The sequence below is a fragment of the Variovorax sp. GW821-FHT09D07 genome (assembly GCF_059416345.1).
This window is the reverse complement of the sequence record NZ_JBWKOY010000006.1, coordinates 1-14,537: the sequence shown is the minus strand read 5'-3', so window position 1 is coordinate 14,537 and position 14,537 is coordinate 1. Positions and strand designations below refer to the sequence as shown.

Sequence of the window (14,537 nt, the reverse complement as noted above, 5' to 3'; positions counted from 1 at the left end):
CCCGGCTGGCTCGGGGATGAGCTTGGGCTCGCATGAGTCTGCAGGCACTGGACGCCCACCCACACGTTGCCGCAGGGTGCGAGTCGGGAGTAGAAAGCGCGCGGGTATCGCAAAGGAGTGCATCGCCATGGCGAACGAAACCCAACCCGATTCAATCCGCGGCACGAGAGCTGTTCGACCTCTATAAGTGCGAATTCAATGCGGGACTGACGGGTGAAGTCGACCTGGAAGCCGTCGCTGCGCTGTACGCGGAGGCTTTCATTGCGGCCTCGCCCGCCGGTGTCTTCGCGCGCAAGAACGACGACGAACTCAGGAAAGTGTCCGAGCAGGGTTTCAAGCACTACCGCGAAACTGGCATGCAACGGATGAACGTGCGCAAGCTCGACGTCTCGGCGATCGACGAACTCCACGGACTCGCCCGCATGGAATGGCGAGCGATCTACAAGGTCGATGGCGCGCAGAAGGTGATCAACTTCACCAATGTCTATCTGATGCGGTGATGCGGCTTGAAGGCTCCAGCGCGAAGGTGTTCGGGTGGATCACTGGGGATGAAGCCGAAGTTCTAAGGCAGCACGGCATCTACTAAGAGGCCGCCCAGGGACTGCTTAATGCCCTATTCCTTCATGTAGCCGGTCTTCGCGGAAGGCTGCTTCGCAACGTCTACGGCCTTCGACTGCCGCTTTCGTACTCATGCTGTTAGTCGCATGTCGGTATCTGACACGGATCAGACCTTGGCCGTGCGAGTGACTGACCCGAGGGTTGCCGCAGGCACTCGCGACGGTCTGACGTGGTGGGAGGAGTCCCGCCGATGGATAGCGCTTGACAAGGCTGTGAACTCCCTTCACACTTGCTGTGAACGATATTCACAACGCATACGGATGGAAGAACACGAGCTGCTTGGTTTGTATGAGGTCGCTGAACTCGCAGGCGTAACGCCGTCTGCAGTGGCGAATTGGCGAAAGCGTGCTCGCGATTTTCCAACTCCGGCTGCCAGCCTGAAGTCGGGTCCTGTTTTTCGTGCTTCTCAAATTCGCGCCTGGCTGCGCAGGAGGAAGGTTCCTATGGCTACAGTAATTGCATGCATCAATCTGAAGGGTGGCGTGGGCAAGACAACCACGACGGTTGCTATCGCCGAGTTCATGGCGGCAGAGTACGGTAAGAGGGTTCTGGTCATCGACTTGGACCCTCAAACCAATGCAACCACCATGCTCATTGGCGAAGAGCGATGGAGCGAGTTGAACGCGGAGGGCAAAACGCTGGCGCAACTCTTCAAGGATGCTTTGCAGGAGGACAGCGAGCCCAAATTCAACATCGACGAAGCCATCCAGTCCCAAGTGTCGAATGTGCAAGCTGTTCGTAAACTTGACCTGCTGCCGTCTAGTCTGGATCTCATCGACGTTCAAGACAGGCTGGCCGGCATGTCGAGCGGAAAGTTCTTTTCAAAAAATCCGACGGACATTCTCAGGCTGGCAACGCGAAACGTGCTCGACGACTACGACGTCGTGTTGGTGGATTGTCCGCCCAACCTGGGTATCATCACGCTAAACGGTCTGCGCATCGCGCACGGGTACATCATTCCCACGATCCCTGATGTCCTTTCCACGTATGGCATCCCTCAGATCGTCAAACGAGTGAAGCAGTTCTCCGACTCGATCGGCGAGGACATTGAGCCGCTGGGCATCGTGATCTCGAAGTACCGTGAGCAAGCCACAACTCACACCAATACGCTGCGACAAATGCGTCGCAAGGCAGACGCCCCTTTGTTCAAAACGATCGTTGCCGAGAACAACAAGGCTGCTGACGCGGCCGAGTTCCGCACCGTTTCTACGCTCCGGCAAAAATGGGGCTACGCTGGTCAGTTCGACACGTACATGAGCCTGACCAAGGAAATCATGGAAAGGGCTGGTGTATGAACCTAAAGCGGGCATTGAAAGCCCTGGGTACGGTGATCTTGAATGAAGCGGATTCGAACCCCGCGTTTGCAGCTCGCCTAGAAGAGGCATTAGGCTCACACGAGCCCATCAGCGAAGCCGTCCATGCTGGTAGGAAGTCCCGGGCTAGAAGTGCGGCGGTACTCGACCCGCATGCATTGTTCGCGGAGGTGGGTGAGCATGAGCTACGCGCTCGACTTTTAGTGCTCAGCCTCGACCAGCTTCTAGACATCGTCGCGGAGTTTGTGATGGACCCATCCAAGCTTGTCATGAAGTGGAAGCGGGCTGATCGGGTTGTCGATCACATCGTTGATACGGCGCAGCGCCGCTCTGTGAAGGGTGATGCCTTCCGTAATTAGGGAGGACTGACGCGCCGCCCTTGATCACCTTGAGCCAGTCGCGATGCGTCGGATCCATGGCCGAACTGGCTTGCCGGCTGCAGTTCGGCCACGTGGTGGCTGCCGAGGGTGAAGCCGCGGGTCGGCCGCCTGCGCTCAACGACCCGATCTTCGTGGCTACTGCCGCTCAAGCACCGGACTTGAACGACTCAAATTAGCGGCGGGAGACTAAAGGATGCCGCAGACTCTCTTCTGAAACGAGAAGAAGGCCCTCGCGTCGTGCTCCTACTTCGTCAACGCCTCACACTGCGCTTCAATCCGCGCATGCAGAAGCCCCAGTGAGACCACAACAAACCGCTGCAGCGAACTGCGCTGGCATGCATCGAAAAGCGGCGCAGGGTCCACATCAGAAGAAGCGGCATTGCGCCGATCCTCATCCCATTCGAGCAACTGAACCAACGTCTGCGCGCCCTGCACCACATCACGCGCCTCGTTGAGAAAGGCCGCATGGCTTTGCAGTGAAGGTGGGAGCCGTTCGCCTTGCACCCATTCGAAGGGCTTGAACAAGACAGTGGAGCGTTGAGACGCGCAAGGGCAACCGGCGTCGGTACCCGCATTTGGAACAGTGGCCATAGGCCTCCAAGGATGTCGATTTGCAACAACCGACGCACCCGACGCCAATCGGGGGCGGCAGCTCGAACGGGTTGGCGTACCGGGACATCCTTACGGAAACCGGCAGGGCGCGAGCCCTCCCATTCGAGCCGCCTAAAAAAAAAGAAGCGCGAATGAAAAAGCCGCAGACCTTGTGCGGTAACTGCGGCTTTCGTCGCAGGATGTCAGCGGGACGCCAATCCCGGCCTCGCTCATCACGAGGCAAAAGCAATGTACGCGGTCGCTCGGACGCCCGTCAAGCGTCAGCGACTGGAACGCACCGCCCCACCCGAAGCATCACCCACTCAGGTCGCGGCGTTGGTTCACTTGATCAGACGATCTCAGGCGAGCGCGCGTTGAATCAACAGCTTCTGGATGTCCGACGTGCCTTCGTAGATCTGGCACACGCGCACGTCGCGGTAGATGCGTTCCAGCGGAAAGTCGTTCACGTAGCCGTAGCCGCCCAGGGTCTGGATGGCGGCGCTGCACACGCGCTCGGCCATTTCGCTGGCGAAGAGCTTGGCCATGGCGGCTTCTTTCAGGCAAGGCCGGCCGGCGTCGCGCAGGCTGGCAGCGTGCCAGATGAGCTGGCGCGCGGCTTCGATCTGCGTGGCGCATTCGGCCAGGCGAAAGCCCACGGCCTGCTGGTCGAAGATGGCGCCGCCGAAGGCCTGGCGTTCCTTGGCGTAGGCCACGGCCACGTCGAAGGCGCTGCGGGCCATGCCCACGCTCTGCGCGGCGATGCCGATGCGTCCGCCTTCGAGTGCGCCGAGCGCGATCTTGTAGCCCTCGCCTTCGGCACCGATGAGGTTTTCTGCGGGGATGCGGCAGCTGTCGAAGTTGATCTGCGCGGTGTCGCTGCTGTGCTGGCCGAGCTTGTCTTCCAAGCGCGCGACGTTGTAGCCGGCCGCGTCGGTCGGCACGATGAACGCGCTCATGCCGCGCTTGCCGGCGCCCTTGTCGGTCACAGCGATGACGATGGCGACCTGGCCGTTCTTGCCGCTGGTGATGAACTGCTTCACGCCGTCGATCACGTAACCGTCGCCGTCCTTGCGCGCGGTGGTGCGCAGGCTCGAGGCGTCGCTGCCGGCCTGCGGTTCGGTGAGGCAGAAGGCGCCGAGCATCTGGCCCTGGGCCAGCGGCTCGAGCCATTTCTTCTTCTGCTGCGCGTTGCCGTAGCGCATGAGGATGGCGTTGACGGGGCAGTTGGTCACGCTGATGGCGGTGCTGGTGCCGCCGTCGCCGGCTGCGATTTCTTCAAGCACGAGTGCGAGCGTGAGGTAGTCGAGGCCCGCACCGCCATGCTCCTCGGGCACGCAGATGCCGTAGGCGCCCAGCGCGGCCAGGCCCTGGTGCACTTCCTTCGGGAAGCTGTGGTCGCGGTCCCACTTGGGGGCGTTGGGCCAGAGCTCGGCCTGCGCAAAATCGCGCACGGCGTCGCGGATGGCTTCCTGGTCTGCGCTGAGCAGCATGGCGTTGTCTCCAGTTCTTTCTTGTCGGTGGGTGCGAGGCTTACTTGCCGGCGCCCAGGTCCATGATGAGACGCGCGGCCATGTACAGGCGGCGCGGAATGGCGCTGATGTCGACGTACTCGGCCTTGTCGCTGTGGTAGCCGAAGCCGGGCAGGCCCAGGCTTTCGATCACGGGCTTGCCCGAGAGCGCCGCGTAGGCCGCGTCGGTGCCGCCGCCGGTGCGCTCTTCGACGCCCACGGTGCCACCGGCTTCCTTGTAGAAGACCACGGCCTTGTCGACCAGCTTCTTGCCGCCCTCGCCCGCGTTGAAGGCCGGACGGCCGCGCGTGACGAGCACCTTGACGTCGGCCTCGGGCAGTTTTTTCTGCTGCGCCTTTTCTTCGAGGGTCTTCATGGCGGCGTCGAAGTCTTCGTTGCGTGCGTAGCGCACGTCGGCGTTCAGCGTGGCGCTGGCCGGGATGATGTTCGACACGTTGCCGGCCTTGGCGATGGTCCAGTTGAAGCGCAGGTTCTTCGACTTGTCGTCGATGCTCATGGTGCGCAGCACGAGGTCGGAGGCCTCGACCAGCGCGTTCACGCCCAGCTCGGGCGCGGCGCCCGCGTGCGAGGCCTTGCCGGTGATGTTGACCTGCACGTAGGCGATGCCCGAGGTGCCGAGCGACATCTTTTCGTCGCCGGCGCTGGTGGGCTCGAACGAGAGCACGTAGTCGGCCAGCTTGGCTTCTTCCTGGATCAGGTCGCGCGAGCCGAAGGAGCCTTTTTCCTCGTCGGTGTTGAACAGCACGGTGATGGTGCCGTAGTCGCGCACGCCGTAGTCCTTGAGCAGCTTGAGCGTGTGCAGGATGACGGCGTTGCCGCCCTTGTCGTCGGCGATGCCGGGGCCGTAGGCCTTGTCGCCTTCGATGCGGAACGGCGCCTTGGCGAGCGTGCCCTTGGTGTACACGGTGTCCATGTGCGACATGAGCAGCAGGTTCTTGCCGCCGCGGCCCTTGAGCTTGCCGACGATGTTGTCGCCGACCACGAGGCCGACCGACTTGCTGCGCGTGACGGTGAAGCCGAGGTTCTTCAATTCGCCTTCGAGGTACGCGCCGGCGGCGGCCATGCCTTCGGCGTCACCGGTGCCGGTCTCGATGTTGACGAGCTTCTCGAGCGTCTTGATCACCGCCGGCTGCTCGTCGGTGGCGGCCTGGAACAGCACGTTGTCGCGCTTCTGGGCCCAGGCGCCACCTGCCACGAAGGCGGTAGCGAGCACGGCGGCAACGGCGGTACGGTGAATGGATGGGCGCATGAAATCTCCTGCTCTACGCATGGTTTTGTTTGAACTGTCCGGGGTGGAAACCGGCCGGCGCCCTCTCCCGGGCGCCGGCGGCTCCTGGCGTTATAGCAATTCGAGCGCGACGGCGGTGCCTTCGCCGCCGCCGATGCACAGCGTGGCGACGCCGCGCTTCTTGCCGCGCGCCTTCAGCGCGTGCAGCAGCGTGACCATGATGCGCGCACCGCTGGCGCCGATGGGGTGGCCCAGCGCGCAGGCGCCGCCGTTCACGTTGACGATGTCGTGCGACACGTCGAGCTCGTGCATGAGGGCCATGGGCACGACCGCGAAGGCTTCGTTCACTTCCCACAGGTCGACGTCCTTCACGCTCCAGCCGGTCTTGGCGAAGAGCTTCTGCACGGCGCCGACCGGCGCGGTGGAGAACCACTCGGGCTGCTGCGCGTGCGTGGCATGGCCGACGATGCGCGCCAGCGGCTTGGCGCCGATCTTCTTGGCATGCGACTCGGTCATCATGACCAGCGCGGCGGCGCCGTCGTTGATCGACGAGCTCGATGCGGCGGTGATGGTGCCGTTTTCTTTCTTGAACGCGGGCTTGAGCGTGGGGATCTTGTCGAGCTTGACCTTGCCCGGGCCTTCGTCGATGGAGATGACGGTGTCGCCGCCGCGGCCCTTCACGGTGACGGGCGTGATCTCGTCCTTGAAGGCGCCCGATTCGGTGGCGGCCTTGGCGCGCTGCACGCTTGCAATGGCAAAGGCGTCCTGCTGTTCACGCGTGAAGTTGTACTTGGCGGCGCAGTCTTCGCCGAAGGTGCCCATGGAGCGGCCCGGCTGGTAGGCGTCTTCGAGGCCGTCGAGCATCATGTGGTCATAGATCTTGTCGTGGCCCATGCGGTAGCCGCCGCGGCCCTTGAGCATGAGGTAAGGCGCGTTGGTCATGCTTTCCATGCCGCCCGCCACGATGACATCGTGCGTGCCGGCCAGCAGCAGGTCGTGCGCGAGCATCGCGGCCTTCATGGCCGAGCCGCACATCTTGCTGAGCGTGACGGCGCCCGCGCTGTCGGGCAGGCCGCCCTTGTAGGCCGCCTGGCGCGCCGGGGCCTGGCCCTGGCCGGCCATGAGGCAGTTGCCGAACAGCACTTCACCCACGCTCTCGGGCGCGATGCCGGCGCGCTCGACGGCCGCCTTGATGGCCGCGCCGCCCAGGTCGTGCGCGGAGAGGGACGAAAAATCGCCCTGGAAGCCGCCCATGGGGGTGCGGGCGGCGCCGACGATGACGATGGATTCGGACATGGAGGTCTCCTTCAGGAATGTGAAAGTGAAGTCAAAAACAAAACGGAAACGGAATCGGGAAACGGGCGGTCAGAAATGCGTCGCGTGGCCTTCGTGCTGGAAGCGTTGCGACTCTTCGTACGGGAACACATCGAGCATCTGACCGGCCTGAATGCGTTCCTTGTGGTGCTGCCAGAAGGCGGCGTCGAGCAGGTCGGCGTGGTGCGCCATGAAGGCGGCGCGCACGTCCTTGTTGCCCAGCAGAAAGGGCTCGAAGGTCTCGGGGAACACGTCCTTCGGGCCGACCGAGTACCAGACCTCGCCGCTCATCTCGTCTTCTTCGTTGCGCGGCGTGGGCACCTTGCGGAACTTGCAGTCGGTGACGTATTCGATTTCGTCGTAGTCGTAGAACACGACCTTGCCGCCGCGCGTGACGCCGAAGTTCTTCCACAGCATGTCGCCGGGGAAGATGTTGGCGGCCACCATGTCCTTGATGGCGTTGCCGTACTCGATGACCGCATGCTCCAGCTGGTCCTTGGCGCGCCGGGCCTGGGCCGGGCTCTCGGGATGGGCCAGCGTGTCGAAGGCTTCCTGCAGGTAGATGTTCAGCGGGATCATGCGGCGCTCGATGTAGACGTGCTTGAGCACGACCTCCATCTCCCCGTTGCCGTCGCGGTCGCCGATCTCGAGCTGGCTGGGCGCGAACTTGCGGATCTCCTCGATGAGCTCGGGCTCGAAGCGGTCGAGCGGAAAGCCCACGTTGCTGTACTCGAGCGTGTCGGCCATGCGGCCCACGCGGTCGTGCTGCTTCACGAGCATGTACTTGCCCTTGATCTGCTCTCGCGTGGTGTCCTTCTGCGGCGGATAGAAGTCCTTGATGACCTTGAACACGAAGGGGAACGACGGCAGGTCGAACACCAGCATGACCATGCCCTTGATGCCGGGCGCGATGCGAAAGCGGTCGCTCGAGTAGTTCAGGTGCGAGAGGAAGTCGCGGTAGAACAGCGTCTTGCCCTGCTTGGCCAGGCCGAGCGCGTTGTAGATCTCGGCGCGCGGCTTGCGCGGCATGAGCGAGCGCAGGAACTGCACCCAGGCCGAGGGCACTTCCATGTCGACCATGAAGTAGGCGCGTGCAAAGCTGAACAGCATCTGCAGGTCGTCTTCGCCGAACAGCGCCGCATCGATGTAGAACTTGCCGTGGGTGTCGTGCAGGATGGGCAGCGAGAACGGGATCTCGGTGAAGCCGTTCATGATCTTGCCGACCACGTAGGCGCCCTTGTTCCGGTAGAACAGGCCCGACAGCACCTGCAACTGGAAGTTGGCGCGCAGCTTGACCTGGTGGAAGCGGTTCAGGATGACGTGCGCCACGCGCTCGGCATCGCGCCGCTTGTTGGCGTAGCTGCCCTGCAGTGCGAAGTCGTCGAGCATCTGCTCGATGATGTCGGGCAGCGTGGCCTGCGACGGGTAGTACGGCCGGTAGGTGGGTGCGCCGCGCGGCTCGATGTACTCGGTGCTGATGGCCGGGCGCACGAAGATGAAGTCGTTCTGGAAGTAGGCGCGGTGCAGGATCTTCGTGGTGACCGAGTTGAAGAAGCTCTCGGCCAGCTCGGGCTGGTGGTGGTTCACCAGCAGGCCGATGAAGTGCAGCTTGACCTGGTGCCAGACCTCCATGGGCTGGTCGCCGGCCTTGAACTCTTTTTCGAGCCGGGCCACGGCCTCGTTCACGCGCAGGTCGTAGAACTCGATGCGCTCGCGCTGCGCCCGCTGCTGGCCGTGCCAGTCGGCCGTTTCGAAGCGGTGCTTGGCGCGCGCCGATTCGGCCCGGAACAGCCGGTAGTGCCGGTTGAACCCGTCGATCATCGCCTTCGCGATGTCGTAGGCCAGCGGGGAATCGAGGCGCTGCGGGAACATGGCGACAGGACCGGCGATGGCAGCGGCGGGTTCGCTCAGGCGGCTGGCGGGGTCTCGGTGCCTTCGGTGCCGTCGGCACCTGCCTGCGCCGACGGCGAAACGCCGGCCGGCTTGCTCCACTTGTAGCGGATGCGTTGCACGGCAGCCTTGTAGATGGCGTCCAGCGGCTTGTCGCCCTCGACACTCAGGCCGAGGTCTTGCAGCAGGCCGTCGTGCACGCCGAAGGTCCAGCCGTGGATGCGCACCTTCTGGCCGCGCGCCCAGGCGTCGACCATGACGGTGCTGACGGCCACGTTGACCACCTGCTCGGCCACGTTGAGCTCGCACAGCGCATCGACGCGCACGTCTTCGGGCAGGCTGTCGAGCATCACGCTGTGGCGGTCGCGCACGTCCTGGATGTGGCGGATCCAGTTGTCGGCCAGGCCGATGCGCTTGCCGCTGAGCGCGGCCTTCACGCCGGCGCAGCCGTAGTGGCCGACCACCATGATGTGCTCGACCTTCAGGTGCTCGACCGCGAACTGGATCGCCGAGAGCGCGTTGAGGTCGGAGTGCACCACGATGTTGGCGACGTTGCGGTGCACGAACACTTCACCCGGCTCCAGGCCGGTGATCTGGTTGGCGGGCACGCGGCTGTCGGAACAGCCGATCCACATGTAGCGCGGCGTCTGCTGCTTGACAAGGCCGGTGAAGAAGCCGGGCCGGTCACGCTCCATCTGGGCGGACCAGGCACGGTTGTGGGCAAAGAGGTCGTCGAGGTTGTCGGAAGGCATGGTGGTCTATTGTCAGTGAGTCGTCGTGTCGGGCGTGTTTTCGCCACCTCGGGCGTCCTGGACGGCCTTGGCGGCCTTCTGCGCCCTGGTCAGCGTGGCGCGGCCTTTTTTCTCGTGCTCGCGCACTTCGGCGAGGTTGGCCTGCAGTTCGGCCAGCTGCGCCTCGAGCTGCGCGCGGTGGGCGCCGAGCACGCCCAGGAATTTTTCCAGCTGCGGCACGGTGTCGCGCGGGCTGTCGTACATGTCGAGGATGTCTTTCGCCTCGACCAGCGTCAGGCCCAGGCGCTTGGCGCGCAGCGTGAGCGTGAGCCGCGCCCGGTCGCGCGCGCTGTACACGCGCTGCAGGCCGGCCCGCTCCGGCGACAGCAGGCCCATGTCTTCATAGAAGCGGATGGCGCGCGTCGTGAGGTCGAACTCCTTGGCGAGCTGGCTGATGGTGAAGGTCTGCGCGGGCATGGGCGGCAAGGGTTGCGGGGGCGACAGCAGGTTGGCGGCGCATTCTCTACAATGATGCCTCAACCCATGACGTTTACGTAAACGTCAATCATACATGAACCTCCTCGAACGCGAACTCCACTACCCCCTGGGCGACACCCTGCCCGCCGCCGGCGAAGCACTGGAAGTCGCGCCCGGCGTGCGCTGGATCCGCATGCGGCTGCCCTTTGCGCTGGACCACATCAACCTCTGGCTGCTGCGCGACACGATCGACGGCGTCGAGGGCTGGACGGTGGTCGACTGCTGCATCGCGCACGACGAGGCCCGCGCGCAGTGGGAGCAGATTTTCGAGACCCAGCTGCAGGGCCTGCCGATCCTGCGCGTGATCGTGACCCACATGCACCCCGACCACATCGGCCTGGCCGACTGGCTGTGCCAGCGCTGGAACGCGCCGCTGTGGATCAGCGCCACCGACTACCACGTGGCACGCGTGCTGTGCAGCGCCGGCGACACGCTCGCGGGCGGCGACGCGGCGGCCGACTTCTTCGCCTCGCACGGCCTCACCAACCCCGAGTCGATCGCCAAGATCCGCGCACGCACCAGCTACTACACCAACATGGTGCCCAGCGTGCCCGCCCGCTACGTGCGCATGATGGACGGCGACATCGTCCGCATCGGCGGACGCGACTGGCGCTGCATCAGTGGCTACGGCCACGCGCCCGAGCACATCGCGCTGTACTGCGCCGAGCCGAAGCTGCTGCTGGGCGGCGACATGATGCTGCCGCGCATCTCGACCAACGTGAGCGTGCACGCGGGCGAGCCCGAGGCCAATTCGCTGCGCCTGTTCCTGGACAGCATCGACAAGTTCAAGGCCCTGCCGGCCGACACGCTGGGCTTGCCCTCGCACGGCAAGCCCTTCACCGGCATCCACCGCCGCGTCGACCAGCTGCAGGAGCATCACCGCGACCGCCTGGCCGAGCTGCTCGAAGCCTGCCTCGCGCGGCCGATCACGGCGTCGGAGGGCCTGCCGATCCTGTTCAAGCGCGAGCTCGACCTGCACCAGATCACCTTCGCCATGGGCGAGACCGTGGCCCACCTGCACCTGCTGTGGTTCTCGGGGCAGGTGAAGCGCACGCTGGATGCCGACGGCATCTACCGCTTCGGCGCAGCCTGAGGCCCCCGGCTTTTCACTTCGCTTCGCTGCGTGTAACTCCACCCCCCGAGGGGGAGGCGCGGCTCGCCTTGGGGCGGCCCGGCGGCGGCCGCATAGACTCTGGGAATGACAATGTCGAACACGCTGGCTGAGCTGCGCGCCGGCCGGCTGGCTGGCGCACGACGACTGGACCTCTCGTGCGGACTCACCGAGTTCCCGCGCGAGATTTTTGCGCTCGCCGACACCCTCGAAACACTGAACCTCACGGGCAATGCGCTCAGTGCGCTGCCGGACGACCTCGGCCGGCTGCACAAGCTGCGCGTGCTGTTCTGCTCCGAGAACCGCTTCACCGAACTGCCGGCCTCCATCGGCCAGTGCCGCCAGCTCGACATCGTGGGCTTCAAGGCCAACCGCATCGCCCACGTGCCCGCCGAGGCGCTGCCGCCCTCGCTGCGCTGGCTGATCCTGACCGACAACGCCATCGAGGCACTGCCCGACACGCTCGGCGACTGCACCCGCATGCAGAAGCTGATGCTGGCCGGCAACCGCCTGCGCGCCCTGCCGCCGTCGGTGGCCCGCTGCCGGCAGCTCGAGCTACTGCGCCTGTCGGCCAACCGCTTCGAGGCGCTGCCTGACTGGCTGCACACCCTGCCGCGCCTGGCCTGGCTGGCCTGCGCGGGCAACCCGTTCGATGCGCCGACCGAAGACGCAGCCATCGACGCCCCCACCGTGCCGCACGTCGACTGGCGCGACCTGACGCTCGGCCCGAAGCTCGGTGAAGGCGCCTCGGGCGTGATCCACCGCGCCACGCTCGCCACACCCGATGGCGCCGCGCAGCCCGTGGCCGTCAAGCTGTTCAAGGGCGCCGTCACCAGCGACGGCTGGCCGCACAGCGAGATGGCGGCCTGCATCGCGGCCGGCGCGCACCCGACGCTGATCGCCGCGCAGGGCCGCATCGACGGCCACCCCGACGGCACCGAAGGCCTGGTGATGGCGCTGGTGCCGCCGTCGTTCCGCACGCTGGCGGGGCCGCCGAGCCTGGCCTCGTGCACCCGCGACGTCTATGCCGACGATGCGCGCTGGACGACCGGCACCGCCCTGCGCATCGCGCGCGACATCGCGGCGGCCATGGCGCACCTGCATGCGCGCGGCCTGCTGCATGGCGATCTGTATGCCCACAACATCCTGTGGCACGCGCAGGACGGCGGGCGGCTCGGCGACTTCGGCGCGGGCTGGATGACCGGCGCGCTCGATCCGGCGCACGCGAAGGCGCTGCAAGGCGTGGAGATGCGCGCCTTCGGTTGCCTGCTCGAAGAACTGGCGGAGCGCTGCGACGATGCGGCTTCTTCCTCGCCCTTGACCACGCTCGCAGCGCGCTGCCTGCAGCCCGAGGTGGCGGCACGGCCGTCGTTCGCCGAGGTGCTGTCAGTGCTGGACGCCGCCGCACCATGACGCGCCCCCGCTTCCCCGTTCCGATGCCCACGCGCGACGGCGTGAGCCCGAGCTGCGTTTCGCTGCCTCACGGCCCCTGGCCCACCATCGCCGACTTTCTCGTCGAGCGCTTTCCGGCCATCTCGCGCGAAGCCTGGTTGTCGCGCATCGAAGCGAACGACGTGTGCGACGAGCACGGCGTGCCCGTCACCGCCACGCGCCGTTATGAATCGCCGCTGCGCGTGTACTACTACCGCGCGCTCGACGCCGAGACGCCCATCCCGTTCGAAGAGTTGGTGCTGCACCAGGACGACGACCTCGTGGTGGTCGACAAGCCGCCCTTCGTGCCCGTCACGCCCACCGGCAAGTACGTGCAGCAGAGCCTGCTGGTGCGCCTGAAGCGCAAGCTCGGCCTGGACGACCTCGTGCCGCTGCACCGCATCGACCGCAACACCTCGGGGCTGGTGCTGTTCTCGGCGCGCCCCGAGACGCGCGGCATCTACCAGGCCATGTTCCCCGAGCGGCGCATCGACAAGCACTACGAGGCCGTCGTGCCGTGGCACGAGGGCGTGTCGTCGGTGCCCGCCGTCTACCGCAGCCGGCTGGTGGACGACGACCATTTCATGCGCATGCGCGAAGCGCCCGGGGAGCCGAATTCCGAGACCCGCATCGTGCTGCGGGAGGCGCGCGACGGCCATGCGCTGCTGGAACTCTCGCCCGTCACCGGCCGCAAGCACCAGCTGCGGGTGCACTGCCAGGCGCTGGGTTTGCCGATCGTGAACGACCCGTTCTATCCCACGCTGCAGCCCGCGGGGAACGATGACTTCGACAGACCGCTGCAGCTGCTGGCGCGGTCGCTGGCTTTTATCGACCCGCTGAGCGGCGCCTTGCGCACGTTCGAGAGCCCGCGCCGGTTGGCGCTGCCTTCTGCTCCTGCTGCAGCTGCCGCCTAGGTGACGCGGCGCGGGCGCGTCGCGGACTAAGCTTTCTCCTGACGGGAATTGAACTTCCTCTCTTCCACCACTCAGGAGACAAACGCACATGGACACCACCCAACTCTTCTCGCTGAAGGGCCGCAGCGCCTTGATCACCGGCGGCTCGCGCGGCATCGGCCGCATGATTGCCGAGGGCTTCCTGGCGCAGGGGGCGCGCGTGTACATCTCGGCGCGCAAGGCGGCGGCTTGCGATCAGACGGCGAAGGAGCTGTCGGCTTTTGGGCATTGCGTGTCGCTGCCGGCTGATGTGTCGACTGTGGAGGGGGCGCAGGCGCTGGTCGATGCTTATGCGAAGCATGAAGGGTCGCTCGATATCCTGGTCAACAACGCGGGGGCTGCTTGGGGGGCGCCTTATGAGGAGTTTCCGGAGAGTGGATGGGACAAGGTCGTCGACCTGAACTTGAAGACGCCCTTCTTCCTGACCAAGGCGCTGACGCCGATGCTCAAGAAGGCGGCTACGGATCATCTGTCGAAGGTGATCAACATTGCTTCTATTGACGGGATTTCTGTGAATCCGCAGGAGACTTACTCGTATGCGGCGAGCAAGGCGGGGTTGATTCAGCTGACGCGGCGGATGGCGCTGCGGTTGGCGCAGGACCGGATCGTGGTGAGTGCGATTGCTCCGGGGGCGTTTGCTTCGGATATGAACAAGGATGCGCGGGATCATGGGGATGAGGTCAAGGGACGGATTCCTGCTGGGCGCATCGGCACTCCCGAAGATATGGCTGGTGCCGCCATTTACCTGGCTTCGCGGGCTGGGGACTATGTGATGGGGTCTACGTTGGTGGTGGACGGGGGCGTTACGCACGCTCGCTGATCTTCTTGAGTTCCGAGGCCGGGTCTCGCCCCGGCAGGCGACCTACTTTTCTTTGCTTCGCCAAAGAAACGTAGGCAAAAGAAAGGCGACC

At 65.1% G+C, this 14,537-nt stretch carries 14 protein-coding genes; 7 read left to right on the top strand and 7 right to left on the bottom strand.

What is annotated here, in order from left to right; translation table 11 throughout:
• Window positions 1–32: 32 nt before the first annotated feature.
• The 3 genes from AC07OX_RS21315 (at window position 33) to AC07OX_RS21305 (ending at window position 2,290) form a co-directional block, all read left to right on the top strand.
• Window positions 33–500 carry a DUF6841 family protein gene (locus AC07OX_RS21315; RefSeq protein WP_495263188.1) on the top strand — a complete coding sequence of 156 codons (468 nt, stop codon included), beginning with the start codon at window positions 33–35 and terminating at the stop codon, window positions 498–500.
• A gap of 378 nt (window positions 501–878) precedes the next feature.
• A complete protein-coding gene (locus tag AC07OX_RS21310; RefSeq protein ID WP_495263189.1) occupies window positions 879–1,913 on the top strand; it encodes an AAA family ATPase in 1,035 nt (344 codons plus the stop codon).
• Window positions 1,910–2,290 (top strand): hypothetical protein, encoded by a 381-nt coding sequence (locus tag AC07OX_RS21305; protein WP_495263190.1) that lies wholly within the window; start codon window positions 1,910–1,912, stop codon window positions 2,288–2,290. The genes AC07OX_RS21310 and AC07OX_RS21305 overlap by 4 nt, the downstream gene beginning before the upstream one ends.
• A gap of 264 nt (window positions 2,291–2,554) precedes the next feature.
• On the opposite strand, the gene AC07OX_RS21300 is transcribed toward AC07OX_RS21305, so the two are convergent.
• The 7 genes from AC07OX_RS21300 to AC07OX_RS21270 form a co-directional block, all read right to left on the bottom strand.
• Entirely contained in the window at window positions 2,555–2,836 is a 282-nt protein-coding gene (locus AC07OX_RS21300) for a hypothetical protein (RefSeq protein ID WP_495263191.1), read from the bottom strand.
• Window positions 2,837–3,261: 425 nt separating this feature from the next.
• The gene (locus AC07OX_RS21295) at window positions 3,262–4,392 is read right to left on the bottom strand and encodes an acyl-CoA dehydrogenase family protein (protein WP_495263192.1); all 1,131 of its coding nucleotides are present in this window, start codon (window positions 4,390–4,392) and stop codon (window positions 3,262–3,264) included.
• Window positions 4,393–4,432: 40 nt separating this feature from the next.
• Window positions 4,433–5,680, bottom strand: a complete 1,248-nt coding sequence (locus tag AC07OX_RS21290; protein ID WP_159272768.1) for a glutamate carboxypeptidase — start codon at window positions 5,678–5,680, stop codon at window positions 4,433–4,435.
• Between the two features lie 90 nt (window positions 5,681–5,770).
• Window positions 5,771–6,955 carry an acetyl-CoA C-acyltransferase gene (locus AC07OX_RS21285; RefSeq protein ID WP_095746933.1) on the bottom strand — a complete coding sequence of 395 codons (1,185 nt, stop codon included), beginning with the start codon at window positions 6,953–6,955 and terminating at the stop codon, window positions 5,771–5,773.
• A gap of 69 nt (window positions 6,956–7,024) precedes the next feature.
• Window positions 7,025–8,845 (bottom strand): bifunctional isocitrate dehydrogenase kinase/phosphatase, encoded by a 1,821-nt coding sequence (gene aceK / locus AC07OX_RS21280; RefSeq protein WP_062478759.1) that lies wholly within the window; start codon window positions 8,843–8,845, stop codon window positions 7,025–7,027.
• A gap of 35 nt (window positions 8,846–8,880) precedes the next feature.
• Window positions 8,881–9,615, bottom strand: coding sequence for a carbonate dehydratase (gene can / locus AC07OX_RS21275; RefSeq protein WP_095947900.1), 735 nt, complete (start codon window positions 9,613–9,615; stop codon window positions 8,881–8,883).
• 12 nt (window positions 9,616–9,627) lie between these two features.
• Entirely contained in the window at window positions 9,628–10,071 is a 444-nt protein-coding gene (locus AC07OX_RS21270) for a MerR family transcriptional regulator (RefSeq protein WP_070062936.1), read from the bottom strand.
• A gap of 94 nt (window positions 10,072–10,165) precedes the next feature.
• Between AC07OX_RS21270 and AC07OX_RS21265 the strand changes: the two genes are divergently transcribed.
• The 4 genes from AC07OX_RS21265 (at window position 10,166) to AC07OX_RS21250 (ending at window position 14,446) form a co-directional block, all read left to right on the top strand.
• A complete protein-coding gene (locus AC07OX_RS21265) occupies window positions 10,166–11,224 on the top strand; it encodes an MBL fold metallo-hydrolase (protein WP_062478751.1) in 1,059 nt (352 codons plus the stop codon).
• Between the two features lie 111 nt (window positions 11,225–11,335).
• On the top strand, window positions 11,336–12,655 hold the full coding sequence (locus tag AC07OX_RS21260) for a leucine-rich repeat-containing protein kinase family protein (RefSeq protein ID WP_495263202.1): 1,320 nt from the start codon (window positions 11,336–11,338) through the stop codon (window positions 12,653–12,655).
• Window positions 12,652–13,587 carry a pseudouridine synthase gene (locus AC07OX_RS21255; RefSeq protein ID WP_495263193.1) on the top strand — a complete coding sequence of 312 codons (936 nt, stop codon included), beginning with the start codon at window positions 12,652–12,654 and terminating at the stop codon, window positions 13,585–13,587. Before AC07OX_RS21260 ends, AC07OX_RS21255 begins: the two co-directional genes overlap by 4 nt.
• An 88-nt stretch (window positions 13,588–13,675) precedes the next feature.
• Window positions 13,676–14,446, top strand: a complete 771-nt coding sequence (locus AC07OX_RS21250; RefSeq protein ID WP_062478757.1) for an SDR family oxidoreductase — start codon at window positions 13,676–13,678, stop codon at window positions 14,444–14,446.
• The last annotated feature ends 91 nt before the right edge of the window (window positions 14,447–14,537 follow it).

Coding starts and splice junctions, on each gene's coding strand:
- aceK (WP_062478759.1), bottom strand. CDS start 8,845: ATGTTCCCGCAGCGCCTCGATTCCCCGCTGGCCTACGACATCGCGAAG.
- AC07OX_RS21255 (WP_495263193.1), top strand. CDS start 12,652: ATGACGCGCCCCCGCTTCCCCGTTCCGATGCCCACGCGCGACGGCGTG.
- AC07OX_RS21285 (WP_095746933.1), bottom strand. CDS start 6,955: ATGTCCGAATCCATCGTCATCGTCGGCGCCGCCCGCACCCCCATGGGC.
- AC07OX_RS21305 (WP_495263190.1), top strand. CDS start 1,910: ATGAACCTAAAGCGGGCATTGAAAGCCCTGGGTACGGTGATCTTGAAT.
- AC07OX_RS21260 (WP_495263202.1), top strand. CDS start 11,336: ATGTCGAACACGCTGGCTGAGCTGCGCGCCGGCCGGCTGGCTGGCGCA.
- AC07OX_RS21315 (WP_495263188.1), top strand. CDS start 33: ATGAGTCTGCAGGCACTGGACGCCCACCCACACGTTGCCGCAGGGTGC.
- AC07OX_RS21290 (WP_159272768.1), bottom strand. CDS start 5,680: ATGCGCCCATCCATTCACCGTACCGCCGTTGCCGCCGTGCTCGCTACC.
- AC07OX_RS21310 (WP_495263189.1), top strand. CDS start 879: ATGGAAGAACACGAGCTGCTTGGTTTGTATGAGGTCGCTGAACTCGCA.
- AC07OX_RS21250 (WP_062478757.1), top strand. CDS start 13,676: ATGGACACCACCCAACTCTTCTCGCTGAAGGGCCGCAGCGCCTTGATC.
- AC07OX_RS21265 (WP_062478751.1), top strand. CDS start 10,166: ATGAACCTCCTCGAACGCGAACTCCACTACCCCCTGGGCGACACCCTG.
- AC07OX_RS21295 (WP_495263192.1), bottom strand. CDS start 4,392: ATGCTGCTCAGCGCAGACCAGGAAGCCATCCGCGACGCCGTGCGCGAT.
- AC07OX_RS21270 (WP_070062936.1), bottom strand. CDS start 10,071: ATGCCCGCGCAGACCTTCACCATCAGCCAGCTCGCCAAGGAGTTCGAC.
- can (WP_095947900.1), bottom strand. CDS start 9,615: ATGCCTTCCGACAACCTCGACGACCTCTTTGCCCACAACCGTGCCTGG.